The organism is Pseudarthrobacter defluvii, from assembly GCF_030816725.1.
Lineage (GTDB): Bacteria > Actinomycetota > Actinomycetes > Actinomycetales > Micrococcaceae > Arthrobacter > Arthrobacter defluvii_A.
This window is the reverse complement of record NZ_JAUSYG010000001.1, coordinates 590671-614731: the sequence shown is the minus strand read 5'-3', so window position 1 is coordinate 614731 and position 24061 is coordinate 590671. Positions and strand designations below refer to the sequence as shown.

Annotated in this window: 21 protein-coding genes and 1 pseudogene; 4 read left to right on the top strand and 18 right to left on the bottom strand. The window is 66.8% G+C overall.

Features of this window, described 5'->3' with window-relative positions; translation table 11 throughout:
- Nucleotides 1–36: 36 nt before the first annotated feature.
- The 7 genes from QF031_RS02750 to QF031_RS02720 form a co-directional block, all read right to left on the bottom strand.
- Complete coding sequence (locus tag QF031_RS02750; RefSeq protein ID WP_307423763.1) at nt 37–2118, bottom strand: LuxR C-terminal-related transcriptional regulator; 2082 nt, start codon at nt 2116–2118, stop codon at nt 37–39.
- A gap of 1 nt (nt 2119) precedes the next feature.
- Nucleotides 2120–4294: an Hsp70 family protein gene (locus QF031_RS02745; RefSeq protein WP_370874552.1), complete on the bottom strand. Its 2175-nt coding sequence runs from the start codon at nt 4292–4294 to the stop codon at nt 2120–2122.
- 182 nt (nt 4295–4476) lie between these two features.
- On the bottom strand, nt 4477–5565 hold the full coding sequence (gene ccsB, locus QF031_RS02740) for a c-type cytochrome biogenesis protein CcsB (RefSeq protein ID WP_307423759.1): 1089 nt from the start codon (nt 5563–5565) through the stop codon (nt 4477–4479).
- Complete coding sequence (gene resB / locus QF031_RS02735) at nt 5565–7322, bottom strand: cytochrome c biogenesis protein ResB (protein WP_307423757.1); 1758 nt, start codon at nt 7320–7322, stop codon at nt 5565–5567. Before resB ends, ccsB begins: the two co-directional genes overlap by 1 nt.
- The gene (locus QF031_RS02730) at nt 7322–8077 is read right to left on the bottom strand and encodes a cytochrome c biogenesis CcdA family protein (protein WP_307423754.1); all 756 of its coding nucleotides are present in this window, start codon (nt 8075–8077) and stop codon (nt 7322–7324) included. Before QF031_RS02730 ends, resB begins: the two co-directional genes overlap by 1 nt.
- A 15-nt stretch (nt 8078–8092) precedes the next feature.
- A complete protein-coding gene (locus QF031_RS02725) occupies nt 8093–8671 on the bottom strand; it encodes a TlpA family protein disulfide reductase (RefSeq protein ID WP_307433096.1) in 579 nt (192 codons plus the stop codon).
- A gap of 35 nt (nt 8672–8706) precedes the next feature.
- Nucleotides 8707–9387, bottom strand: coding sequence for a histidine phosphatase family protein (locus QF031_RS02720; protein ID WP_307423752.1), 681 nt, complete (start codon nt 9385–9387; stop codon nt 8707–8709).
- A 215-nt stretch (nt 9388–9602) separates the two neighbouring features.
- Here QF031_RS02720 and QF031_RS02715 point away from each other — a divergent pair, with 215 nt between their 5' ends.
- Both QF031_RS02715 and QF031_RS02710 read left to right on the top strand, forming a co-directional pair.
- Nucleotides 9603–10151, top strand: a complete 549-nt coding sequence (locus QF031_RS02715; protein ID WP_307423749.1) for a YceI family protein — start codon at nt 9603–9605, stop codon at nt 10149–10151.
- 205 nt (nt 10152–10356) lie between these two features.
- Entirely contained in the window at nt 10357–11178 is an 822-nt protein-coding gene (locus tag QF031_RS02710; RefSeq protein WP_307423746.1) for a hypothetical protein, read from the top strand.
- A gap of 94 nt (nt 11179–11272) precedes the next feature.
- Here the strand turns inward: QF031_RS02710 and QF031_RS02705 are convergent, their stop codons facing one another.
- Nucleotides 11273–11977: a redox-sensing transcriptional repressor Rex gene (locus QF031_RS02705; protein ID WP_307423744.1), complete on the bottom strand. Its 705-nt coding sequence runs from the start codon at nt 11975–11977 to the stop codon at nt 11273–11275.
- Nucleotides 11978–11987: 10 nt separating this feature from the next.
- A complete protein-coding gene (locus QF031_RS02700) occupies nt 11988–12242 on the bottom strand; it encodes a glutaredoxin family protein (protein WP_307423742.1) in 255 nt (84 codons plus the stop codon).
- A gap of 78 nt (nt 12243–12320) precedes the next feature.
- Here QF031_RS02700 and QF031_RS02695 point away from each other — a divergent pair, with 78 nt between their 5' ends.
- Nucleotides 12321–13139, top strand: coding sequence for an HAD family hydrolase (locus tag QF031_RS02695; protein ID WP_307423739.1), 819 nt, complete (start codon nt 12321–12323; stop codon nt 13137–13139).
- A gap of 143 nt (nt 13140–13282) precedes the next feature.
- On the opposite strand, the gene QF031_RS02690 is transcribed toward QF031_RS02695, so the two are convergent.
- From QF031_RS02690 to QF031_RS02650, 9 genes and pseudogenes are all read right to left on the bottom strand, one after another.
- Nucleotides 13283–13381, bottom strand: a complete 99-nt coding sequence (locus tag QF031_RS02690; protein ID WP_003792170.1) for a 30S ribosomal protein bS22 — start codon at nt 13379–13381, stop codon at nt 13283–13285.
- 151 nt (nt 13382–13532) lie between these two features.
- A complete protein-coding gene (locus QF031_RS02685; RefSeq protein ID WP_043452394.1) occupies nt 13533–13745 on the bottom strand; it encodes a helix-turn-helix domain-containing protein in 213 nt (70 codons plus the stop codon).
- A gap of 154 nt (nt 13746–13899) precedes the next feature.
- Nucleotides 13900–15022: pseudogene (locus QF031_RS02680) on the bottom strand (3-deoxy-7-phosphoheptulonate synthase).
- A 235-nt stretch (nt 15023–15257) separates the two neighbouring features.
- Nucleotides 15258–16583 carry a glycoside-pentoside-hexuronide (GPH):cation symporter gene (locus QF031_RS02675; protein ID WP_307423737.1) on the bottom strand — a complete coding sequence of 442 codons (1326 nt, stop codon included), beginning with the start codon at nt 16581–16583 and terminating at the stop codon, nt 15258–15260.
- A 47-nt stretch (nt 16584–16630) separates the two neighbouring features.
- On the bottom strand, nt 16631–17650 hold the full coding sequence (locus QF031_RS02670; RefSeq protein WP_307423735.1) for an acetylxylan esterase: 1020 nt from the start codon (nt 17648–17650) through the stop codon (nt 16631–16633).
- A gap of 77 nt (nt 17651–17727) precedes the next feature.
- Nucleotides 17728–19236 (bottom strand): rhamnulokinase, encoded by a 1509-nt coding sequence (locus tag QF031_RS02665; protein WP_307423732.1) that lies wholly within the window; start codon nt 19234–19236, stop codon nt 17728–17730.
- Complete coding sequence (locus QF031_RS02660; protein ID WP_307423729.1) at nt 19233–21272, bottom strand: bifunctional aldolase/short-chain dehydrogenase; 2040 nt, start codon at nt 21270–21272, stop codon at nt 19233–19235. The genes QF031_RS02665 and QF031_RS02660 overlap by 4 nt, the downstream gene beginning before the upstream one ends.
- Before the next feature lie 6 nt (nt 21273–21278).
- Complete coding sequence (rhaI, locus tag QF031_RS02655) at nt 21279–22445, bottom strand: L-rhamnose isomerase (RefSeq protein ID WP_307423727.1); 1167 nt, start codon at nt 22443–22445, stop codon at nt 21279–21281.
- A 92-nt stretch (nt 22446–22537) separates the two neighbouring features.
- Nucleotides 22538–22882 (bottom strand): L-rhamnose mutarotase, encoded by a 345-nt coding sequence (locus tag QF031_RS02650; protein ID WP_307423724.1) that lies wholly within the window; start codon nt 22880–22882, stop codon nt 22538–22540.
- 152 nt (nt 22883–23034) lie between these two features.
- Between QF031_RS02650 and QF031_RS02645 the strand changes: the two genes are divergently transcribed.
- A complete protein-coding gene (locus tag QF031_RS02645) occupies nt 23035–24060 on the top strand; it encodes a LacI family DNA-binding transcriptional regulator (protein ID WP_307423720.1) in 1026 nt (341 codons plus the stop codon).
- Nucleotide 24061: the final 1 nt, after the last annotated feature.

The following is a 24061-nucleotide window of genomic DNA, read 5'->3' as shown; positions in this document are numbered from 1 at the left end:
GGCAACGGACCTGGCACGCCTAGGGGCATTAGGGGATCATTCCTGCTGCGGACTCAGCTGCTGGGAACCCTCCACACCCAGCGCCAGGCGCAGGCGGGCCAACAGGTCCGAACGATTTTCCGCACCCAGCCGGCGCCGGATCCTGGCAATGTGGTGCTCGGCAGTTCGGGGCGAGATGTAGATGGCCTCGCCGATTTCCCGGTAGGTTTTGCCCTCAAGCACCAGCCTGGCCACTTCCTTTTCGCGCTCGCTCAACCCCGATGCGTCCGGCTGGGTCCCCTTTCCTCCGCTGTCGGCACCGCCACCCGCCTGCACTTCGGCGGTTCCGGATCCTCCGGGGCTGCCTTGCGGGTGCAGGTCCCTGGCGCAGGACAGCAGGCGCATCATGTCCCGGCGTTCCTCGGCGCGCGCGGCAGCATGCCCGGCCAGCCTGGCACCTTCCCAAGGCATTCCCACCGCCCCCAGCAGCCGGGCCGCGCCCTCGACCTCGGCGGTACGGAACCGGCCGGCGAGCACCGACACCCAGGCTTTGCCCGCCGTCGCCAGGACCGCGGCCAGCTGGCTATGCGCAGAGGCGCGTGCCAGTGCCGTCGCATGGGGGGCAAGGTCGGCTGGGCTCTCATTCAGCAGCGCAGCCTGGACAGCGGCCCAGTGCAGGGGGACGGCCCACAGCGCAGGTCCGCCCAGGCGCCCCAGCAGCTTCCATGCGTCTTCCAGGTACTGGGCCACGCGGCGCGTCTCCCGCAGGCGGGCAGCGGCAATCAGCAGTTCCCCCCACGGCAGGAGGTTGTAGAGGTCCACCGACGTGTGCAGCATTGCCTCCCGTGCCCGCTCCCACGCCCTGAGCAGCTCCGGCACGTCACCGTTGCGGCGGGCCAGTCCCACCTCCAGCGCTGCGGACATGAACTCGTCACGCGGGACAAGCGGCCAGTGGTTCGCCTTGGCGGCTTCGGTGGCGGCGAGGCGGGCGTCGTCGAGTTTGTCCTGCATCATGGCTGCCCAGGCCTGGAGCAGCAGGAGCCTGGGTTGCGCGGCGTTGCCGCCCTGCCCGGCCACCACCGCGGCCCGGCAGACTGTTTCCGCCAGATGCGGTTCACCGCTGTGCAGGGCCAGGAGCGCTGCCAGCGCGGCAGGTGTTTCCGGCAGCGGAAGTGCCATGCCCGCCGAGTTCAGCATGTCTGATGCATGGATCAGGATGGAGATTCCCTGTTGCGGCTTTTCGCCAAGTGAGGCAAGGACTCCCTGGCCGGTCTGGACCAGGGCAGCTGCAAGCAGCGTTGGGGACGACGCCGGCGCATCGGGCTGGAAGAAGGCTTCCGCACCCGAACGGTCGCCCGCGCCGATCATGGCGACGGCGGCAAGGGGCGCGGAGGCTCCCACGCGCCCCGGTCCCAGCCAGCTGTAGACGTCTGCGGCGCGTGCCAGCATTCCCCGCTGCGCCCAAACAGAGGCGGCCACATCCGCACCGCGCCGCACGTCCGGCGGGTCAGCGCTGACCAGAAGGGCGTCGATGATGCGGGCGGCGGCGTCCAGTTCCCCGTCACCGGCCGCGGCCTGGGCGCGGCGGGCCGCGGTCGCCAGCGGGTCGGCACCGGCCAGCAGCGCTTCCTCGTAGAGCTGGGAGGCAAGCCTGGGATCGCTTTCCAGTGCAGCGTTGGCTGCTTGTTCCAGTTCGGTGGCGACCCTGGGATCGGCCAGGCCGCCCCGGGCCAGCTCGCGTGCCAGGGTGCCGAGCGGCTGTCCCGCTGATGCGAAGACCGTCACGAGCTCACGCTGGAGGGCGTGCACCTTGGCGGTTGGTGTGGCGGTCAGCAGGGCATGCTGGGCGGTTCCCACCACGGTGCCGTCCGGCCTGAGCAGTCCTGCGGCCTCTGCCCGGTCCACCAGGGAGTCCAGGTCCTCCAGGGTCCCGCTGGTGAATTTCTGCTGGAGGTCGGCCGGGAGCGGTCCGGGCAGGGCGAAGCCTACCGAGAGTGCCAGCAGCAGCTCACGTACGGCCGCATTGGCACCCTTCAACTGCTTGGCCATCAGCTCGGACGCATGCGGCGGGTGTCCCTGGTGGTCCGGCGTCATGTGCAGGGGTACGGGGCGCTCCGCCCGCTGAAGGTGCCCGTCCATCTCAGGCCGCCGGAGCTGTGGTCGGGGCCGTGGCGACGGCTGTGGCAGGAGTGGTGACAGTGGGCTCCTCCGGTGTGGGTTGCGGCGCCACGGTGGGGGTGGGCGTCACCTCAGTGGGGTCTGAAGTGACGACTGGATCACCGGTTGCGGTCATTGTTGTCGGGGTGATGGTCGGAGACGCGCTCCCGCTGCTGGGTGTAGCCGTGCCCGAATCCGTAGGAGCCGGGCCGGAGCCGAGCGTGGGGGTATCCGTCACCGCCGGGGAGGTGACGGGCGGTGTAGTGGCAGGCGACGTGGTTCCGGGCGGTGAAGTTCCCGGCAGGGTGGTGCCGGGAATGGTAGTCGCAGGCGAGGTGGGGCCAGTGGGGCTCGTCGCAACAGGAGCGGTCGTGGAGCCTCCGGTACCCCCGGCAATGGAATCCGGCACGATACCTGTGCCGGTCGTTCCCCCGGCGGAACCAGGAGGCGGATTCGCTGCAGCCCCCGCGGCAGGGCCGTCCCCGTTTGCGCTGCCCGCTGGCGCCGTCCCTTCGCTGCCTGCCGCCGGCTTGCCGGTGGACGAGGCGGACGGGGTGGACGGTGCGGATGCGGCGGCTCCAGGCTCCTGCGTGAGCGGCTTCCTGGCACTGGCCTCAACGCCGGCAAGCGGCTGTGGAGCGGCAGCAGCTGCTGCCCCTCCTCCAGGCGCCGGGGCGGCACCGGCCCCCGGGGACTCGCCCGTGGTGGCGCCGGCCTGCGGTACGAAAATCGCGGTCAGGCTCCCGAAGCCGTCCGGACTCTGCGCGGCAGTAGCGGTCAGGACCGTGAGGACAGCAGCGGCGGCGGCCACAGCCGTAACCCGCATGGTCGGTTTCGGGGCGTGCGCGCCCCCCTTCCCGTGCAGCGCACTGCGGGTGGCGGCGGCCCGCACCGGGGCGCCCTCCGCCGTCGCATATTTCCGTGACCAGCTCGGCCGCCCCGGCATGCCTGGCGCAGGCGGCACTGCGGAGGGCACGACGGCGGCACGCGCGTCGTCGTCCCCGGCTTCGGTTCGTGCCGGTCCCGTTTCCGCTGCCTCAGGTTCGGCAGCCGGGGTTTCCGCAAGGGCCTCTGCCCTGTGGGCAAGGAGCGCGGCCACTGCCGCGCCCAGGCAGATGGAGGACTTGGGGTCCGCGTCCACCGCGATGGGCCGGCCCAGCTGCTCGGATACCAGCTGTGCCACCAGGGGGATCCGGGACGACCCGCCAATCAGCAGCACCGTGGAAAGGTCCTCCGGCTCAAGCTGGAGCTGGGCCAGGGAGTGTTCCAGCGCCTCCACGGTTTCCCGGACGGGCTCCTCGATCAGCGCTTCGAACTCGGAGCGGACTAGGCGGATCTGCTGCTGGACGCCGGGCAGGAGCACGGGAATGCTTGCCTCGCTGTCCGCGGAGAGGGCTTCCTTGGCCTCCACGCATTCGCGGCGGAGCCGGGTGAGTGCCCCCAGCACTGCGGGATCGGTGGGATCGAGGTGGTCCAGGGCCGTCCCGCTGTGGCCGGCCACGTAGCGGAAGACTGCGGCGTCAAAGTCGGCCCCGCCCAGGTCTTCAATTCCCTCGGGGCGCCCCAAAAGCTCGAAGCGGCTGTTGCCGGACTTCCGCAGGACCGCGGTATCGAATGTGCCGCCACCGAGGTCGTAGACGGCGATGGTGCTGCCTTCCTCCACCCGCACCTGCCAGGCATAGTGCAATGCGGCGGCCTCCGGTTCGGGAAGGAGCGTGACGTTTTCCAGGCCGTGGGCAGCAAGGGCGTCCCGGACCCCGGACAGGCGGTGGTTTCCCCAGGCCGCGGGGTGGGTCAGGAAGAAGGCCGACGCCGGGCCCCCCTCACGTTCGGCAGCGCGGTCGGCCACCCACCGGGCAACGGTGGCAAAGACATCCTCGGGCTGCAGGGCCAAGGTGCCCAGGACGATGGGTACGTCGTCGCCAATCCGGCGCTTGAATTCCCGAACTACGCGCTCAGGCGTGTCCAGCCCGCGGCGTTCGGCGGCCTCGCCCACTAGGACGGTGCCTTCCTCCGGGTAGTACACCACGGACGGCACAGACGCTCCACGGGCGCCCAGCGGCAAGCATTCGGGCACAGGGGAAGCACCCTGGTGAAAGCGAACCACGGCGGCTGCCGTGAAGCTTGTCCCGACGTCTACGGCGAGTGCGTAGCTCATGGTTACCTCGGAAGGCTGGCGGTCCACATGCAAGCTTCATCACAGTGAACATTCACCAAACTAGCATTCCGGGAGACCCGCGAACACCCCTGTTGTTACATCGAATAGTTATATGGCGGACAAGGGCCGCAATAGCAGTCGATTTGGGGCGTACAGGCCCGAAACAGCGGGCCTGTCCTGGATTAGAGGCCGGAGTACGAGTGGAGCCCGTTGAAGAACGTGTTCACGATGGTGAAGTTGAAGATCACGCAGAGGTAGCCCACGATCGACAGCCACGCGGCGCGTGTTCCGGTCCAGCCGCGGGTGGCGCGTGCGTGCAGGTAGCCGGCGTAGACAACCCAGATAACGAACGTCCACACTTCCTTGGTGTCCCAGCCCCAGAAGCGGCCCCAGGCTTTCTCGGCCCAGATGGCGCCGAACATCAGGGTGAAGGTCCAGCCGATGAAAGCGATGGCGTTGATGCGGTAGGACAGGTTTTCCAGGCTCAGCGCGGAGGGCACCAGGCGCATGAATCCGAGCTTGTCCGCACCGCCCGCGGCCACGGTTTTCTGCCGGTGCGACTGGACAAGCTGCAGGGCGGACATGGCAAAAGTGAGGGTGAACAGGGCCGAGGAAAGCACCGCGATGGAGACGTGGATGACCAGCCAGTAGCTCTGCAGGGCCGGAACCAGGTGGCCAACAGGCGTCCAGAAGGCCACCGATGCCGCCACCAGCATGATGATCACCAGGCCCACCACGAAGGTCCCCAGGAAGCGAAGGTCGCGGCGGATCAGCGAAAGCAGGAACACAGCCGCCACCAGGAACGCACCGGTGGTAAGGAATTCGTACATGTTGCCCCACGGGACGCGGCCTGCGCCCAGGGCCCTGGTGACCACGCCGGCGCCGTGGATGACGGCGCCGAGGATGGTCAAGGCTACGGCGACCCGCGCCGGAACCCGGCGCTCCGTGGCGTACTTCATGTCGCCGTCGGCCGTTACAACGCCGCCGGTTCCTGCCCCGCCGGCCTTGGCGGCGGACGACGACGGGCGTTCGGCACGGTCCGCGGGCCCGTCCAGGCGGGTCCCGGCAGAGCCTGTGCCCACCCCTGCGGCCACCGGAACCCTGGCGGCAGTCCCGGCCTGGGCGGCCTTGAGGTCAACCGCGCGCAGGGCTTTGCTGCTCTTGGCCAGGTCCCAGGCGAAGGCGATGAAGGCCACCGTGTAGGTACCCGCCGCCAGCAGCATGAAGAGTTCGCTGTACTGGCCCATGGTTTCGTTGATTCCAAATGGCATTACTGGTCCTTTTCGGGCCCGGTGGGGCCTGCTGGAGTGGTGACGGGGCCTGCGCCATTATCGCTTGCCCCGCTGGGAGTTTGCTGGGACTGGCCAGGACGTTCAGTCGCGGTGCCTTCAGGCGCAGCGTCTTCGGGCAGCTGCCACTCCGCGCTGAACAGTTTCCGGAGAGCCGCTGCCTCGCCGGCCAGGCGGTGGTCCTCGCCGCGGGCCAGGAGGCCATACTCCACCATGGTGCGGCCGTCATCGGCGGTTCCCGTGCGCACCCAGACGCGGCGGCGGTTGACGTAAAGCGAGAAGATCAGGCCGGCCACGGCCAGGAGGGCGAACACCAGGGCAGAGGCCTGTCCGGGGTTGTGGTGGATGTCCACCCCGATGTAGCGCTTGACGCCGTCAAAGCTGATGCTGCCCTTGCCGTCCGGCAGCGTGTAGGTGGAGCCGGGTGCCAGCGTGATGCCGCCGGCCGCCAGGTTCCTTGCGTTGAGCGGGGTCAGGTTCTTGACGTCCAGCTCGAAGACGTTCTGCGGGGCGCCCTTGTTCAGGCCCAGGTCGCCATAGTAGGAGTTCAGGGTCAACTGCGGGTTAAACAGCTCCGGGTCGGCGCTGAACGAGACGTTCTTGTCGGTGACGAAGGCAGTGGGGAGGAAGAAGCCCACAAATCCCAGCTGGTCCGGCTGGGCGTCCGGGACCTTGATCACCACGGAGGAGTAGTAGTTCTCGCCCTGCAGCTTGGCCACCACCGGGCCCTGCATGGCAACGTTTCCGGCGCCGTCCCGGATGGTCACCACCGGTGCGTAGCCGTTGCCGGTCAGGTAGATGCTGGTGCCGCCCAGGCTGACGGGATCGTTGACCTTGAGGAGTTCCTGCTTTGGCGGGGCCTCCGGGTTTTCCTTGGTGGTCACGGTGGCAGCGAAGTCGATGGGCTGCCCGAACTTGCCCTTGGATTCGCGGTCAAAGGTGATGTTGAACTTGTCCAGCTGGAGGGAGTAGGGCTGCAGCTGGCTGGACTGGAAGTTGGTGCCCGGGTTGAACTGGTCGTAGCCCACCAGGGTGTTCACGAAGGTGTCGCCTTCCACCAGGATGCGCTGGCCGCTGTAGCCGAACAGGCCGCCGGCGGCCACAGACACCAGCACGCCGATCAGCGAGGTGTGGAAGACCAGGTTGCCCACTTCCTTCAGGAAGCCGCGCTCGGCACCCAGGGACGGAAGGGCGCCGTCGGCATCCCTGACCTCCACCCGGTAGCCGCGCTTGCGCAGCAGGCCCGCTGCACCGTTGATGGCGTCCGACGCCGGGATTCGGGCACCGGAGGGAATCACCAGGGTGCCGTATTCCGGCAGCCGGGACAGGCGCTGCGGGGTACGCGGCGGCTGGGAGCGCATCGCTTTGTAGTGGGCGATGGCGCGGGGCACCACGCAGCCGATCAGCGAGATGAACAGCAGCAGGTAGATCGCCGAGAACCACACCGAGGAATAGACGTCGTAGAGCTGGAGGGTGTCCAGCAGCTTGCCGTAGTCGGGGTGGTCCTTGATGTACTGGGTCACCACGGCCGGGTTGGCGGGCCGCTGCGGGAAGAGCGACCCGGGGACGGCGGCGACGGCGAGGAGCAGCAGCAGGAACAGGGCGGTACGCATGCTGGTCAGCTGGGTCCAGGCCCACCGGAGCATGCCCCTGGGGCCCAGCGCCGGAAGGGCGGCCTGCGCCTTTGCCTCGGCAACTGGGGCAGATTGCTTCTTCTTTACGTTCACACGCTCGCTCATCAGATCGGCAACTTCACGTCGGTTTGGAACCAGTACTGCAGCCCAGTCACCCAGGCACCCCACACGCCGGTGGCCATCAGCAGCCCAAGGACCACCAGGATTCCGCCGCCGGTCCGCTGGATGGCCAGGCGGTGCTTGCGGAAGAACGCCATTACGCCCATCCCCCGGCGCAGGGCCAGGGCGATCAGCAGGAACGGGATGCCCAGCCCCAGGCTGTAGACAAAGGCCAGGAACGCGCCCTTCGCGGCCGAGGATCCGCCGGAGAGGCTGAGCAGCTGAACGGCCGAGTAGGTGGGGCCGATGCACGGTGCCCAGCCCAGCCCGAAGGTCAGGCCCAGCAAGGGCGCACCCCACAGGCCGGCCGGGGGCTTGGCGTGGATTTTCGCGTCGCGCTGCAGCCAGCTGAAGCCGCCCATGAACACGATGCCCATGATGATCACCAGGATGCCCAGGAGCTGGGTGATCCAGGCGTTCTGGCTGCCGGTGATGAGTGTGCCCAGTTGGCCGAATGCGCCGCCCAGCAGGACGAAGATCACGGAGAAGCCCAGCACGAACAGTCCGATGCCTGCCAGCATCCGGCCGCGCTTTTGCTTTTGCAGGTCCACACCGCTCAGGCCGGTCACGTAGCCCAGGTAGCCGGGGACAAGGGGAAGGACGCAGGGGGAAAGGAAAGAGACCAGTCCGGCGAGCAGGGCCACCGGGATGGCCAGCAGGAGGGAGTCGCTGAGGATGGCTTCGGCGAAGGGGCTGTTCACGGTCCCGGCCTGTCCCTATTCCGCCACGGCGGCGGCGATGAGGGCTTTCAGGGTGCCCTTCTCGATCTCGCCCAGGACGCGGGAGGCCACCCGCCCCTGCTTGTCCAGGACCAGGGTGGTGGGCACGGCCCCGGGCGGCACCAGGCCGGACACGGACAGCAGGACGGAGCCGTCCTTGTCATTGAAGCTGGGGTAGGTCAGGTTGAAAGTCTTTTCGAACGCCTCCGCCGTTGGCTTCTCGTCCCGGAGGTTGACGCCGAAGAACTGGACGCCCTGGTCCTTGAACTCCTGGTGCAGTTCTTCAAGGAGCGGCGCTTCCACCCGGCACGGGGCGCAGGCCGCGAACCAGAAGTTGAGGACGCTCACCTTGCCCTGGAAATCGGCGGGGGTGACGGCGGCGCCCGTGAAGAGCTGGCCCTGGATCTGCACGGCTTCCTTGCGGTCCGCGGCGGCGAACTCCGTGACCGAGCCGTCGCCGGCAACATAATTCTTGTTGTCCCCGGCTTTGGCCTGCTTGGCCAGGGCATCCTCCTGGGCGCAGCCGGACAGGCCAAGGGTCAGCGCGGTCAGGGCCATGCCGCCGGCGGCGAGCATGCTGCGGCGCGATGGAAGGTTGTTGTTGCTCACTACTAGGCTCCAGGGGTGCTGGCGGCACCGGGAAGAAGGGACGCTGCGGGCTCGCTGTAGTCGACCCGCACCAGCGAGCCGTCGTCGTCGAACACCAGGGACGTAACGGAGGTCAGGGTGCACTCGCGCTTGCGGGGATCGTGCCACAGGGGCCTGCCTTCCGCGCTCAGCCGGGTAGCCCAGATGGGCAGCTGGTGGCTGACCAGGATGGCTTCGGGGCCCTCGGCACCGAAATCGCTGGCCGCAAGTTCAATTGCCTTCAGCCGCGCATCCCGCGCGGCAGCTGCCACCCTTGCCGCCTGCTGCTTGTATGGCTCCCCCCAGGACGGGCGCAGGGGGTTGACCAGGTGCGGCCAGTGCCGGGGCCGCCGGAGTTCGGCCTTGGTGACCTTCATGCCCTCGAAATAGTTTTCCGCTTCGATGATCCGCTCGTCGGTGTGGATCCGAAGCTGCAGGGCTTCCGACGTCGGCCGTGCAGTTTCCTGCGCACGGTCAAGCGGCGAGGCGGCCAGGTAGGTGATGCGGGCTCCACGCTCGGCGCGCTGCCTGAAGTGCTCCGCAAGCATCCGCGCCATCTCCTGCCCCAGTTCGGAGAGGTGGAAATCCGGGAGCCGTCCATAGAGAACGCCGTCGGGATTATGGACCTCGCCGTGGCGGAGCAGATGGACAGTGGCTTGGGGCATGTTTACCAGTTTCTCAAAGATGGCGTGCGATCCGAAATCTTCCGCACCTACTTTCTACAAACAGTAGAACTGAAGTTTCTGAAGAAATGTTCCGAAGACGGGAACAAAACATGCAAACACATGTTTATACTGGATGCAGCACGTTAGTTGAGGCTTCAACTTATGAAGGTTCAACATTAGGCACTTACAGGCAAACCCACACAAGGAGCATCATCATGGCACTTCCCGCAGACGTCACCACCGGCACCTGGACCCTGGACAACTCCCACAGCGAAATCGGCTTCACCGTGCGCCACGCGGGCATCAGCAAGGTCCGCGGCCAATTCACCGAAGCCGACGCCACCCTGGACCTGGCCCAGGACGTGGCCGACTCCAAGATCAACGCCACCATCAAGACCGCCAGCTTCGACTCCGGCGACGCCAACCGCGACGGCCACGTCAAGGGCGAAGACTTCTTCGACGTGGAGAAGTTCCCGGAGATCTCCTTCGTCTCCAACGGGCTCGTAGCCAAGGGCAACAGCTACGAACTCAAGGGCGATCTCACCATCAAGGGCGTCACCCGCCCCGTCACCCTGGAAACCGAGTTCAACGGCGTGGCCGTTGACCCGTTCGGCAACACCCGCGCCGGTGTCTCGGCGGAGACCACCATCAGCCGCAAGGACTTCGGCCTGACCTGGAACGCCGTCCTGGAAACCGGCGGTGTGCTGGTCAGCGACAAGGTAGCCATCAACCTCGAACTCGCCTTCATCGCTCCCGCAGCCTGATTACTCCCTTCACTGCACCCCGGCAACGCCTTCTCGGGGGCGCCGGGGTGCAGTGTTTAAAGGCCAAACGCGAGGGACCAACACTTCCTGAATCACCCACAACGCCGCCCGCCGGGGGTACGGTGGACGTAAGCCATGCTGGGGGGAAGGCTGAGGACCGATTCCCGGCAGCCTACCTGGATCCCGACCCGCAGAAGGAACGCCCATGAGTACTCCTCCCGTCCCGCCTCCCGGGTCCCAAGACCCCCACTCCAGCAACGGACAATCCGGAAACGACCAGTCCGGCAGCCAGCAGTCCGGAGCCCAGCCGCCGCGCTACGGCCAGAACGCTCCGCAGTACGGCCAGAATGCACCGCAGTACGGGCAGAACCAGCCCCCGTACGGTTCGCAGCCGCCGGCAGCCCCCCAGTACGGCCAGAATGCACCCCAGGGATCGCAGTACGGGCAGAACGGTTTCCAGGCTCCTGGCTACGGGCAGCCCCAGGGCAGCGAGTCGCCATATGGCCAGTCCCCCTACGGCGGCCAGTACCCGTCGGAGCAGCCGCAGGCGGCCGGCAGCAACGGCGTGCCGCAGCTGGTGAACATCTCGTTCTGGCTGCTGATCGCGTCGGCCGTAATCTTCGTCGTGGGCATGCTCCTTGGACTCACCCAGCTGGACGACCCCCAGTTCCGGCAGCTCTTTGAGCAGCAGGTCCGTTCCAGCGGAACGGATGTCAGCTACGACAGCATCAAGAGCGTCATCGCCGGCACGCTGGTGGTGTTCGCCATCATCGGCGCCGCGCTGTACCTGCTGGTGGCATTCTTCATCCGCAAAGGCAAGAACTGGGCGCGCATCCTGGGAACGGTCTTCGCGGCGCTGTCCATCTTTGGCCTGTTCGGGGTCCCCAGCATCGGAACGCTCGGAACCGTACTGGGGATCGTAGCAATCGTGCTGCTTTACCTGCCTGCAGCTGCCCCGTACTTCCGGAAGCAGCAGCCCTTCGCCAACCCGTACTCAGGCGGCTTCGGCAACCCTTACGGTCGGTAGCCGGCACATCCGCTGACAGACAGGACGGCCCGGGAAGCAGCAAGCTTCCCGGGCCGTTTCCGTTGGACCGGTGCTGACGCTGCCTGCCCGGGCGCTACGCCATCTGGCCGGGCGCCTGGGCCCGCTGGGCGTGGTAGGCCAAAATCTGGAGTTCGGTGGCCATGTCCACCTTGCGGAGGTTGACCCCTTCGGGGACCTGCAGCATCACCGGCGCGAAGCTGAGTACGCTGTGCACGCCTGCCGCCACCACACGGTCGCAGACACCCTGCGCCACCGCGGCCGGAAGCGCAAGCACCACCATGTTCGCCCCGGTACGGTGCAGCACTGTCTCGAGGTCTGCCACGTCACTGACCCGCAGCCATCCAACCTCGCTGCCCACCACCATCTGGTCGGCGTCGAAAATGGCCACGACGTCGAACCCGCGGGACTCAAAGCCGCCGTACCGCGCCAGCGCCTTGCCCAGGTTGCCCGCGCCGACGATGGCTACTTTCCAGTCGTGCGTCAGTCCCAGCGCCGCGGCAATGTGGCGGCTCAGGTACTGCACCTCGTACCCCACGCCCCTGGTTCCGTACGACCCCACATGGGACAGATCCTTGCGCAGGGTGGAGGAACTGACGCCGGAGGCTTCCGCCAGGGATTCGGAGGAGACGCGCTCCACACCCTCCGAAAGCAGAGTGTTCAGGGCGCGAAGGTAGAGCGTCAGCCGGGCCACTGCTGCGGGCGGTATCTGCTTGGGCGGGGTGCCCGTGGCATCCGGAAGCTCCGGGAGGGGCTGCGGTGTTGAATCCAGGGAAGTCACCGGCGCTCCCCTACTGGGCCATGGCGCGCCGCAGCACGCGTTCCAGCCGGGTTTCGTCGATTTTCCAAAAGTCGCGCTGCACGCCGTCCACCAGCACCACCGGAATTTCCTCGGCGTAGCGCTCGCGCAGTTCGGGCTGGTTGTCCACCAATTCTTCGCTCCAGGTAAGGCCCAACGAGGCAGTGACCCGGCTGACGGCGTCGCGCGCTTCTTCGCAAAGGTGGCAGTCAGCTTTGGTGACCAGGACGACGCGGGGTGTAGCCATGGCTTAACGGTATCGCCGTTCGCGGGCTGCGGGTGACGCCGACGGCGGCGGGCCAGTGGATTGACTAGACTCGAGTCCATGCCCGAGGAGAAATACGTCGCCGTAGTCACGCGCCCGGTTGCCGAGCCGCAGCCAGGCGAAGCGGCGTTTTTCGACGTGGACAATACCTTGATGCGCGGAGCCAGCCTCTTCCACGTGGCGCGGAAAATGCACCAGCGCGGGGCCTTCACCCTGGCCCAGGCCGCCGGCTTCGCGTGGAAGCAGTTCAAGTTCGTGGCGCGCGGGGAGAACATCGACGACGTCCATGCCGTGCGCGATTCCGCCTTGACGCTGGCCGCTGGGATCACCGTTGACGACATCAAGGCCCTCGGTGAAGAGGTCTATGACGAGATGATCGCGTCCCGGATCTGGCCCGGCGCCAAAGCACTGGCCGAGCAGCACCTCCGGGTGGGCCGCCGCGTCTGGCTGGTGACGGCCACGCCCATCGAAGTGGCCACCGTGATCTCCACCCGCCTGGGATTGACCGGAGCGCTGGGAACGGTAGGTGAAGTGTCGGACGGAATGTACACGGGCCGGTTGGTGGGCGATATCCTGCACGGCTCTGCCAAGGCCGTTGCCGTCCAGGTCATCGCTGATGAAGAGGGCCTGGACCTTAAGCGCTGCTGGGCGTACAGCGATTCGTACAATGACGTACCGCTGCTGTCGCTGGTGGGCCACCCGGTGGCCATCAACCCGGACGCCAAGCTGCGCCGCCACGCCCGCGACCGCAACTGGCCGGTCTACGATTTCCGCGCCGGCCGCCGTGCCGCCACCTTTGGGCTCAAGGCGGCCACCTTCGGCGGAGCCGTTTACGGCCTCTGGAAGGGCTTCGCCCGCATCCGCGGCCCGCGGGTATAAGAATCCAACGAATCCTAAGCCTGTCCGCGAATCCGAACCTTGACCGTCAGGATCGGCGAACAAGACCCGGACGCACTAACAGGAAACAGAAATGCCCGCCGCCTTGGAAGGCGACGGGCATCTCTGCGCTGTTCGAAGTATTCCTACTTCTTGTTGCGGCGCTGGTGACGGGTCTTGCGAAGCAGCTTGCGGTGCTTCTTCTTGGCCATACGCTTGCGACGCTTCTTGATAACTGAACCCACGAAAGTTCCTTACAAACTAGATGCAGTACCTGTCTGATGGAAAATGTCCGCGGACAAAGCTACGAACTGAACAACTGACAGATTCTTACAATGACGTAAAACGTTCCTTAACAGGGTACCGCCTATCGGGAGCCGCTCAGGACAAGCTGCCTTAGGCCGTCTCGGTGTGGCCGTCCACAACAGCACCTTTAAGGTACTGTTCAACGGCGTTTTCGGGGACCCGGTAGGAGCGGCCGAAGCGCACTGCCGGCATTTCGCCGGAGTGGACCAGCCGATAAACAGTCATTTTGGAGACGCGCATGACCTCGGCCACTTCAGCCACGGTCAGGAACTTCGCGTTGGAGAAGTTCTGTTCTGCCGACATTTCCCTATTTTCCTTTGCTGACGGATGGACAACAGTGACCCCAGGTACGTGCCAATGCGGTGTTCCGATGCTGAGCCATCCACCAACCACCTACGTAGATACTGTAGATGTTCATGTGGCAGATGTGAAAGTAGTGGATCCCCTATTTCGTCCCCTAATTCGACTCCCGGCGCTTCCGTGCCGATGCCGCCAGCTGCTCCAGGACGGACGCGGAAACGTCCCAGTCCATGCAGGCATCGGTGACGCTCTGGCCGTAGGCCAGCTCCGAGCGCCCGGCAGCATGCTCCGCAACGTCCAGGTTCTGGGCGCCGCCCACCAGGAAGCTCTCCAGCATCACGCCCGCCACTGCGCGCGCCGCCGGGCCGCCGTCCTCCAACTGGGCCCCGATCTCCAGCGCCACCTCGGCCTGCCGGTGGTGGCTCTTGCCGCTGTTGGCATGGCTGGCATCGACAATGAGGCGCGGGTTCAGTCCCCTTGCCGGCCAGTTCGTTGGAGGCACGTTCGACGTCGGCCGCTGAGTAGTTGGGCCCCTTGCGGCCGCCGCGGAGGATGACGTGCGTGTCCGGGTTTCCGGCGGTTGCCACCAGCGCGGCCCGTCCCTCGCCGTCAATGCCCAGGAACGCCTGGGCCGCCGCGGCGGCACCGCAGGCGTCGACGGCCACCTGCAGGCCGCCGTCGGTCCCGTTCTTGAAGCCGATGGGCATGGAGAGCCCGGAAGCGAGCTGCCGGTGGATCTGGCTTTCCGTGGTGCGGGCACCGATGGCACCCCATGAGATGAGGTCCGCCACATACTGGGGGCTGATGGGCCCCAGGAACTCGGTGGCGGTGGGCAGGCCCAGCGCGGTGACCTGCTGCAGGAACTGCCGGGCGGTGCGGAGGCCGGTGACCATGTCGTGGCTGCCGTCCAGCCGGGGATCGTTGATCAGGCCCTTCCAGCCCACGGTGGTGCGGGGCTTTTCGAAGTAGGTCCGCATGACGATCAGCAGGTCTTCCTTGTGCTTTTCGGCCTGGCTGACCAGCCTGCGCGCGTACTCCAGCCCGGCCTTGGGGTCGTGGATGGAGCACGGTCCCACGATGACCAGCAGGCGGTCGTCCACGCCGTCCATGATTGCCCGCACTTCGTCCCGGCCGCGTTCGACGACGGCAGCAGCCCGGGCGTCCAGGGGCAGTTCCGCGAGGAGGTCGGAAGGAGCGGGCAGCGGAGTGAATTCGCTGACGCGCAGGTTCGAAGTGGACGTGGTGTCGCTGGCGGTTGCTGCAGCTGTTGCGGTGCTCATGTTCGGGGGTCCTGTTCCAGATGGGAAGCGGGCCCGGATTTCAGAACCCGCCGGAGAAACGGCGAAGGGCAGAGAATAATCTCTGCCCTGTTGGCTCTGAAGGAATGCTGGTTGCGTGTCAGTTAGACGCGGGCCCCTCCAGAGCCAACGAAAAATACGCATACCAACGGTTAGTCATGCCAAGACCATAAGCCCAGGCCGCCGGTGCCGCAAAATCAGCTGCGTCACATTCCGGTCACCGGGATTTTTGGAGGCCGGCCACCAGCTCGGCATGCTTTTGGTCGGTGAGGCGGTACCAGTACAGGATCACGACGGCGGCCAGCACCAGGGCGGCGGGCAGCAGCCCGGCGGCAGCGCGGATGGCCGTGAGCGCCGGAGCGCCCTGCTCCTGGACGGACGAGGAGTAACCACCCCACGCCAATGCGAACGCCACCAGCCCGCCACCGAAGCCCATGCCCAGTTTCCGGGTGGCGGCCAGGAGGGCGTAGTTGATGCCCTGGACCCGGACGCCGGTCTTCCACTCGCCGTACTCCACGGTGTCCGCGATCAGCGCCCAGGTGAGGATGCTTACCGTTGCGGCCGAAAGCTGCGCCAGGACCATCCCGGCCACGGCCAGCCAGGGGGTTTCGGCCGGAGCGAGAAAGACCACCAGGCCGCCTCCCCCGCCGAGCAGGCAACCGATGGTGAACACTGCTTTCTTGCCCCACCTGGCCACGGGGCGGGGCATCAGGACGGCGAGGGCCAGGGTGATCACCACCTGTGTTCCCGCCATCAGGGGAAAGAGGTCCAGGCGGGACAGGACATCCCGCAGGTAGTAGAACTGTGCTGCCACCGTGGCGGAGTTTCCCGTTACCAGCAGCACGGAGCTGAGGCACAGGACCAGCAGCGGCGAATTCACACGGAGCGCCTCCATGGTCTGGCGCCAGGTAATCCTGGGAACGCTGCCGGGCACCTTTTCGCGGCAGGCGATCCCGGTGAACACGTAGAGCCCGGAACCGAGGACCGCGAAAACGAGGGTCACCACCGTGAAGATCTGCTGGACGTCCCCGCCCCTGCCCAGGAGCGGTGCCACGAAAAACCCCAGCGTCGCCCCCACGGACAGTCCTCCGATGGTCCGCGCGCCGGCCAGCCTGGCCCTTTCACGGGGGTCCTGCGTCATGGCGCCCACCAGGCAGCCGTACGGGACATTCACCAGGCTGTAGGCAAGGCAGACCAGGAAGTAGGTGCAGTAGGCGTAGAGGAGTTTCAGGGATGGTTCGACGTCGGGCACGTGGAACACGGCAACGGCAAGCACCAGCGGAACGAAGCCGAAGAGCAGGAAGGGGCGGAATTTGCCCCACCGGGGACTGTGGAACCGGTCAACGATCCTGCCTGCGGCGATGTCCGTGAAGGCGTTGAACACCCGCGCCACCACCAACAGGGTTCCGGCGGCCGCCGCGCCGATTCCGGCAACATCCGTGTAGTAGACCAGCAGGAACATGTTGGCGGTGCTGATGATCATGCTGTTGGCCGCATCGCCAGCCCCGTAGCCCACAACCGCGGCCCTGTTCAGTGACTTCATGTCTCCGTCTCCTGGGTGAGAAACCGCTTTCTCACCCAGGAGGCAATTTACCCCAGAATTTTCCGCAGAAACACCAGCTGCCGGATCCAGTGGTGTTCCTGGCCGCCCTCGTGGTTGTTGAACCGGTACACCTCAATTTCCTTGGCAGCACCGGTGGCGGAGGCGGCGGTCGTTCCCGCGCCGTAGGCGTTGAAGCTGGCGAAGACGGTGGACGGCGGGCAGATGTCGTCCATCTGGGCGGCGGAATAGAGGGCCGGCGCCGTGGCGTAGCGCGCCAGGTTGACGCCGTCGAAATAGTTGAGGACGGCAAGGGCGTCGTCGTACCGCTCACGGTGCCGGGCCAGGAACTGGGCTATTTCCGGGTACGGCCCGCGCGGGGTGATGTCGATGGCGCGGGGGAAGTCCTGGAGGAACGGGACGTCGGGCAGCGCGGCGATGACGCCGTCGAGCCGTCCGGCGGTGAGCCCCGCCGTGGCCACCACCAGGCCGCCGCCCTGGCTGACTCCTGCCAGCACCACCTTTGCAGGATCGACGGCGGGATGGGCCTGCGCAGCTTCCACGGCCCGGAAGGCGTCCACGTAGACGCGCCGGTAGTAGTAGTCTTCCCGGCTCGAGATGCCCCGGGTCATCAGTCCCGCGTGCGCCACATCCCCGGCCGACGGGTGCGGGTCCGCGGTGTGCCCCAGCGTGCCGCCGTACCCCTGGCCGCGGGTGTCCATGATGAAGTGGGCGTACCCGGCCTGCGCCCAGCGCGTGTCCTGGTTGACCAGGCCGCGGCCGCCGGAATAGCCGACGTAGCTCACCACCACCGGTAGCTGGCAACCCGCCTCCCGGTTGGCCGGCAGGTGCAGCCAGCCTTTGACCGGTGCACCGCCAAAGCCGGAGAAGGTGACGTCGAAGGTATCGATGACCGTGAGGTAGTTCTCAATCGGCTCGAAGGCCGCGTTGAGTGGAAAGGCGCGGGCTTCGTCCAGGGTCGCGTCCCAGAATGCCCCTAGGTCTTCCGGGGGCGTGACCTCGGAAGTGTAGCCGCGCAGCTGTGCCAGGGGAAGGTCGAAAAGGGGCATCGTTGTCCTGTTCTGTTTTCGGTTTGTTTGGCGGGCTCGCGAGCGGGTTCTTCCATTTCTACTGCATGGGTCCCCTGTTACTGCACGGATCCGTGGCGCACGCTGATGAGTGGTTCGTAGCGGCGAAGGTTCGTCCCGGCGGCGACGATTTCCCGCAGCTGCGGCAGCCCGCCTGCTGCGGCTCCCGCGGCGCGTGCCTGGATGAGCACGTTGCCCAGCGCGGTGGCTTCGACGGGGCCGGCGATGACGGGGCGGCCAACGGCGTCGGCTGTGAGCTGGCAGAGCAGCGTGTTTTGCGACCCGCCGCCAACCACGTGCACCACGTCCACCGGGCGGCCGGCCAGGCGTTCCGCCGCGGTGATGGTCCTGGCGTAGCCGGCTGCGAGGCTGTCCATGATGCAGCGGGTGATGGCGGCGGGATCATTGGCAAGGACGTCACCGGTATGGCGGACCCCGGCGCGGATACGTTCGGGCATGTTGTCCGGGGCGATGAAGTACGGGTCATCGGCGTTGATCTGCGGTCCACCGGCGGGAAGGGCCGCGGCGGCGGTCAGCAGGGCGGCCAGGTCCGGCTGGAACCCTTCGCCCGCCCAGGTCCGCTGGCATTCACTCAGCAGCCACAGTCCGCCCACATTCCGCAGGTAGCGGATGGTGCCGTCCACGCCGCGTTCGTTGGTGAAGTTGGCTTCGCGGCTGGCCTCGGTGAGGACCGGATGCTTCAGTTCCAGACCCACCAGGGACCACGTGCCGGAGGAGATGTACGCGAAGTTCTCCCCGTCGTTGTCCGCTGTCGCGGGGACGGCTGCGACGGCGGAAGCGGTGTCGTGCGAGCCGACGGCCACGACCTTCGTGTCCGTCGGCAGCCCCACTTGGGCGGCGATGTCCGGCAGGAGTTGCCCGTAGGCTTCGCCTGGCTGGATCAGCTGAGGGAACAGGTCCTTCCGGAGGCCCAGTGCCGAAAAGAACTCGGTGGCCCACTCCCCCGCCACGGCGTCGAACAGCCCGGTGGTCGAGGCGTTCGTGGCCTCGGTCCGGCGGACCCCCGTGAGCAGGAAGGCGATCAGGTCCGGGATGAGCAACGCCTGCAGCCCGTCCAGGTCCCGTTCCGCGGCCAGTTGGTAGATGGTGTTGAACTGCAGGAACTGCAGGCCCGTGGTCTGGTACAGGCGTGCGGGGTCCAGCTTCCGGTGCACGGGTGCCACCGCAGCCCGGCTGCGGTCGTCGCGGTAGCTGTAGGGCTGGGCCACCAGCTTCCCGGCACGGTCCACCAGTCCGTAGTCCACCGCCCAGGTGTCGATGCCGATGCCGGCGATGGTTTCACCCTGCACCGCTGCGACCGTGGCGGCCGCCCGCAGGCCCTCCAGCACCTCCGTCAAGAGCGCGTCGAAGTCCCAGCGGAGGCCGCCGTCGATCTCCACCACACCATTGGGGAAACGGTGGACAGTCTCCAGCGACACCCCTTCAGGGGAAACACGGCCGAGCATGACCCGGCCGGAGGAGGCGCCGATGTCGACGGCGGCGAACACACTGCCGGCGAACACACTGCCGTCGACACCTGGCTGTGCCCGGGGAACGAGCGTACTCATCGGAGGAAGGCTGCGGCCACTCCGGCGTCCACGGGGATGTGCAGGCCGGTGGTGTGGGACAGTTCGTTGCTGGTGAGGACGGCGGCGGCGTTGGCCACGTGCTCGGGCAGGACTTCTCGCTTGAGCAGGGTCCGCTGGGCGTAGTACTCGCCCAGCTTTTCCTCGTCCACGCCGTAGACCGCGGCGCGCTTGGCCCCCCAGCCGCCGGCGAAGATCCCGGAGCCGCGGACCACGCCGTCGGGGTTGATGCCGTTGACGCGGATGCCGTGCTCTCCCAGTTCGGCCGCGAGCAGCCGGACCTGGTGGGCCTGGTCTGCTTTGGTGGCGGAGTAGGCGATGTTGTTGGGGCCGGCGAACACGGAGTTCTTGGAGGAGATGTAGATGATGTCCCCGCCCATACCCTGCGCGATCATCACCTTCGCCGCGGCCTTTGCCACCAGGAACGAGCCCTTGGCCATGACGTTGTGCTGCAGGTCCCAGTCCTTTTCCGTGGTCTCCAGCAGCGGCTTGGAGATGGAAAGGCCGGCGTTGTTGACCACCAGGTCAACACCGCCGAACGCCAGCACCGCGGCGTCGATGGCCGCGGCCACCTGTGCCTCGTCGGTGACGTCTGCCTGGACGCCGATGGCGACGTCGGCACCGCCCAATTCCTCGGCGACCTTTTGTGCGTTTTCCAGGTTCAGGTCGGCAATGACGACGCACGCGCCGTCGGACGCCAAACGCGTGGCGATGGCCTTGCCGATCCCTGACGCCGCGCCGGTCACCAGCGCGATCCGGGTGGCGTGGGACTTCGGCTTGGGCATCCGGGCCAGCTTGGCTTCCTCCAGCGCCCAGTATTCGATCCGGAACTTCTCGGATTCCTCGATGGGGGCGTAGGTGGAGATGGCCTCCGCGCCGCGCATCACGTTGATGGCGTTGAGATAGAACTCCCCGGCCACCCGGGCGGTCTGCTTGTTCGCCCCGAAGGAGAACATGCCCACGCCGGGGACCAGCACGATGGCCGGGTCCGCGCCGCGCAGCGCAGGGGAATCAGCGTCCGCGTGGCGGTCGTAGTAGGCCTGGTAGTCCCCGCGGTAGTCGGCGTGCAGCTCGTGCAGCCGCGCGATGGAATCCTCGATGGAGGCATCGGCCGGCAGGTCCAGAATCAGCGGCTTGACCTTGGTGCGCAGGAAGTGGTCGGGGCAGGAGGTGCCCAGGGCGCCCAGCCGCGGGTGTTCGGCTGCTTCAAGGAAGTCAAGGACGACGGCGTCATCGCTGAAGTGCCCCAGGACCGGCTTGTCCGTGGAGGCAAGGCCGCGGATCACCGGTGCCAGGGCGGCGGCCTTGGCACGCCGTTCCGCCTCCGGCAGCGCCCCGTACCCGGCGAGCTTGGCGCCGAAGGGTTCGGCCCTGCCGTTATCCCTGATGTACTTTTCGGCCTGCTCAATGATCCACAGCGAATTGGCTTCCGCTTCTTCGCTGGTGGCGCCCCAGGCGGTGATGCCGTGCCCGCCCAGGATGGTGCCGACTGCCTGCGGGTTCGCCTCCTTGATGGCGGCGATGTCCAGGCCCAGCTGGAACCCGGGGCGGCGCCAGGGAACCCACACCACCTTGTTGCCGAAGATCTTGGTGGTCAACGCCTCACCATCCACCGCCGTCGCAATGGCGATGCCGGAGTCCGGGTGCAGGTGGTCCACGTGGGGGGCGTCCACCAGGCCGTGCATGGCGGTATCGATGGACGGGGCTGCCCCGCCCTTGCCGTGCAGGCAGTAATCGAACGCGGCCACCATCTCGTCTTCGCGCTCCACGCCGGGGTAGACGTTCTTCAGCGCGTTCAGCCGGTCCAGGCGCAGGACAGCGAGGTTCTGGGCCTTAAGGGTACCCAGGTCTCCGCCGGAGCCCTTGACCCAGAGCAGCTGGACGTCCTCGCCGGTCACCGGATCCTTTTCGGCGCCCTTGGCGGAAGTGTTGCCGCCGGCAAAGTTGGTGTTCCGCTTATCCGCGCCCAAGCGGTTGGAACGGGCGATCAGGTCTTCAACAGTTTTGTTGTTACTCATGGCTGGTTAGGCGCCCCATCCGGCTTGCTGGCCGCCCACGCGGTCCTCGTTGATCTGTTTCTGGTAGCCGCTGGCCTTGTAGGCAGCGATCGGGTCCGCGGGCAGGCCACGGGATTCACGCCATTCGGCAAGGGCCGGCCGGACGTCGGTGTAGAAGGCATCGTTGAAGATGGCATTGGCTGCCAGGACATCCCCGGCACGCTGCGCCTCGTCCAGGGCGGCGGTGTCCACCAGCAGCGCACGCGCGGTCATTTCCTGGACGTTCAGGACGGACCGGATCTGGCCCGGGATCTTCTCTTCCAGGTTGTGGCACTGGTCCAGCATGAGGGCAACGCCCGACTCCTTGCCGTAGCCGCCGCCCCGGATCACCTCATGCATGATGCGGAAGAGCTGGAACGGATCTGCGGCACCCACAATGAGGTCGTCGTCGGCGTAGAAGCGGGAGTTGAAGTCAAAGGACCCCAGCTTGCCCAGGCGCAGCAGCTGCATCACGATGAACTCGATGTTGGTGCCCGGGGCATGGTGGCCGGTGTCCAGGCAAACGAACGCCTTCTCCCCCAGGGCCAGGGTCTGGGCGTAGGAGGTGCCCCAGTCCGGAACGTCCGTGTGGTAAAAAGCCGGTTCGAAGAACTTGTACTCGAGCACCAGGCGCTGCTCATCGCCCAGGGCGGCATAGATCTCCTGCAGGGACTCAGCCAGGCGGTCCTGCCGGCCGCGCATGTCGTCCTGGCCCGGGTAGTTGGTGCCGTCCGCCAGCCAGATCTTCAGGTCCTGCGAACCGGTGGCGTTCATGATCTGGATGCACTCCAGGTGATGGTCCACGGCGCGGCGCCGGACGGCCTCGTTGGAGGAGGTCAGGGAGCCCAACTTGTACTCGTCATCCTGGAAGGTGTTGGAGTTGATGGTTCCCAGGCCCACGCCCAGGCCGGCCGCGTACTCCTTCAGGGCGCTGTAGTCGTCCACCTTGTCCCACGGAATGTGCAGGGCCACGGTGGGGGCCAGGCCGGTCAGCTCGTGGACCTTGGCGGCGTCCGCCAGCTTCTCCTGGACGGTCCGCGGCGTGCCGGGGGTGCCGAACACCTTGAACCGCGTGCCTGAATTTCCATAGGCCCACGAAGGGACCTCGATGGCAAGCTCTCCGAGCCTGCCCAGCGCCGTTGCTACGTCATTCATGATGGTTCTTTCCGGTGTTTGAGCGTCGATCTGATGCATTTGTGGATGGTGCCCCGCTGCTGGAGCCGTGCTGGTTTGGGTTTGCCGGCTGGTCAACCTGCGGAAGGCTGGTGGGCCAACTGGCTGTCGAGGTTGAAGACTTCCTCGAGGACCTGGAACCCTGCGTCGGGCGCCTGCCCGGAATCTTCGAAGAGCGTTGCCATTTCGGCTTGCCAGCGGGCGTTCACGTCTGTCAAGGCCATGCGGGCGCGGACGGCGTCGAAGTCGTCGCACTCCACGTAGCCCACCAGGAGCCCGTCCTCCCCGAGGAACAGGGAGTAGTTGTGCCAGCCCGCGTCCTTGAGGGCCTGCAGCATCTCCGGCCATACCGCGGCATGGCGCCGCCGGTATTCGTCGATCAGCGCCGGCTGGACCGAGGAACGGAAGCACACCCTCATCGGAACTCCTCTTTCAAACTCACGAAGGTTTGAATCGTTTCATTGGTACGATTCAAAGTACTCTTGGATTTGAGCAGGTGTCAAGCAATGGCCAGAACTTTTGATTTCCCGCACGGAGGCATCTGCCGCGGGCATATCAGCACGGAGAATCGATGAACCGCACAGCAGCCAGTATCAAGGACGTGGCCACCCACGCAGGCGTCGCCGTGGGGACGGTCTCCAACGTCCTGAACTATCCGGACCGGGTGTCGGAGCGGACCAAGGAGCGGGTGCTGCGCGCCATCGACGAACTCGGCTTTGTCCGCAACGACGCCGCCCGGCAACTCCGCGTGGGCCACAGCCGCACCATCGGGCTCATCGTCCTGGACGTGGGCAACCCCTTCTTCACGTCGGTGGTCCGCGCGGCCGAGGACGCAGCCGCACTGCAGGGAAGCGCCGTCTTGCTGGGCGACAGCGGGCACAACGCGGCCCGGGAGGCCAACTACATCGACCTCTTCCAGGAGCAGCGGGTCCAGGGCCTGCTGATCTCGCCGGTGGGCGACGTAACCGACAGGCTGGACCTCCTCCGCGAGCGCGGCGTGCCCACGGTGCTGGTGGACCGGCTCGCTGACGAATCGAAGTTTAGTTCGGTGGCCGTGGACGACGACGCCGGCGGGCACCTTGCCGCCCGGCACCTGCTGGACACCGGCCGCCGTCGGCTCGCCTTCGTTGGCGGCCCCACGTCCATCCGGCAGGTGGCAGACCGCCTCCAGGGGGCCCAGCGGGCCGTGAAGGAGGAACCGGACGCCACGCTGGAGGTGCTGGAAGCTGAGGGCCAGACCGTCCTCGCCGGCCGCAGCGTGGGCGACATGCTGGTGGAGCGGGGCAGGGCTGAACTGCCGGAGGCGATTTTCTGCGCCAACGACCTCCTGGCCCTGGGCGTCATGCAGTCGCTGACCATGACACACACGTACCGCATTCCCGATGACGTGGCACTGATCGGCTATGACGACATCGACTTTGCCGGCTCCGCGGTGGTTCCCCTGTCCTCCATCCGCCAGCCCACCCAGCTCCTGGGCCGGACAGCCATCGAACTGCTGTCCGAAGAAGTGGAGTCCCAGAACCCGGTCCACCGCTCCGTCGTGTTCACGCCGGAGTTGGTGGTCCGGCAGAGCACAGCCGCGCCTGACGCCGACTGAC

Excerpts from the sequence above, each read along its gene's own strand:
- QF031_RS02750 (WP_307423763.1), bottom strand. The coding sequence starts at position 2,118 with ATGGACGGGCACCTTCAGCGGGCGGAGCGCCCCGTACCCCTGCACATG.
- QF031_RS02745 (WP_370874552.1), bottom strand. The coding sequence starts at position 4,294 with ATGAGCTACGCACTCGCCGTAGACGTCGGGACAAGCTTCACGGCAGCC.
- ccsB (WP_307423759.1), bottom strand. The coding sequence starts at position 5,565 with ATGCCATTTGGAATCAACGAAACCATGGGCCAGTACAGCGAACTCTTC.
- resB (WP_307423757.1), bottom strand. The coding sequence starts at position 7,322 with ATGAGCGAGCGTGTGAACGTAAAGAAGAAGCAATCTGCCCCAGTTGCC.
- QF031_RS02725 (WP_307433096.1), bottom strand. The coding sequence starts at position 8,671 with ATGCTCGCCGCCGGCGGCATGGCCCTGACCGCGCTGACCCTTGGCCTG.
- QF031_RS02720 (WP_307423752.1), bottom strand. The coding sequence starts at position 9,387 with ATGCCCCAAGCCACTGTCCATCTGCTCCGCCACGGCGAGGTCCATAAT.
- QF031_RS02715 (WP_307423749.1), top strand. The coding sequence starts at position 9,603 with ATGGCACTTCCCGCAGACGTCACCACCGGCACCTGGACCCTGGACAAC.
- QF031_RS02710 (WP_307423746.1), top strand. The coding sequence starts at position 10,357 with ATGAGTACTCCTCCCGTCCCGCCTCCCGGGTCCCAAGACCCCCACTCC.
- QF031_RS02700 (WP_307423742.1), bottom strand. The coding sequence starts at position 12,242 with ATGGCTACACCCCGCGTCGTCCTGGTCACCAAAGCTGACTGCCACCTT.
- QF031_RS02695 (WP_307423739.1), top strand. The coding sequence starts at position 12,321 with ATGCCCGAGGAGAAATACGTCGCCGTAGTCACGCGCCCGGTTGCCGAG.
- QF031_RS02685 (WP_043452394.1), bottom strand. The coding sequence starts at position 13,745 with ATGTCGGCAGAACAGAACTTCTCCAACGCGAAGTTCCTGACCGTGGCT.
- QF031_RS02675 (WP_307423737.1), bottom strand. The coding sequence starts at position 16,583 with ATGAAGTCACTGAACAGGGCCGCGGTTGTGGGCTACGGGGCTGGCGAT.
- QF031_RS02670 (WP_307423735.1), bottom strand. The coding sequence starts at position 17,650 with ATGCCCCTTTTCGACCTTCCCCTGGCACAGCTGCGCGGCTACACTTCC.
- QF031_RS02665 (WP_307423732.1), bottom strand. The coding sequence starts at position 19,236 with ATGAGTACGCTCGTTCCCCGGGCACAGCCAGGTGTCGACGGCAGTGTG.
- QF031_RS02660 (WP_307423729.1), bottom strand. The coding sequence starts at position 21,272 with ATGAGTAACAACAAAACTGTTGAAGACCTGATCGCCCGTTCCAACCGC.
- rhaI (WP_307423727.1), bottom strand. The coding sequence starts at position 22,445 with ATGAATGACGTAGCAACGGCGCTGGGCAGGCTCGGAGAGCTTGCCATC.
- QF031_RS02650 (WP_307423724.1), bottom strand. The coding sequence starts at position 22,882 with ATGAGGGTGTGCTTCCGTTCCTCGGTCCAGCCGGCGCTGATCGACGAA.
- QF031_RS02645 (WP_307423720.1), top strand. The coding sequence starts at position 23,035 with ATGAACCGCACAGCAGCCAGTATCAAGGACGTGGCCACCCACGCAGGC.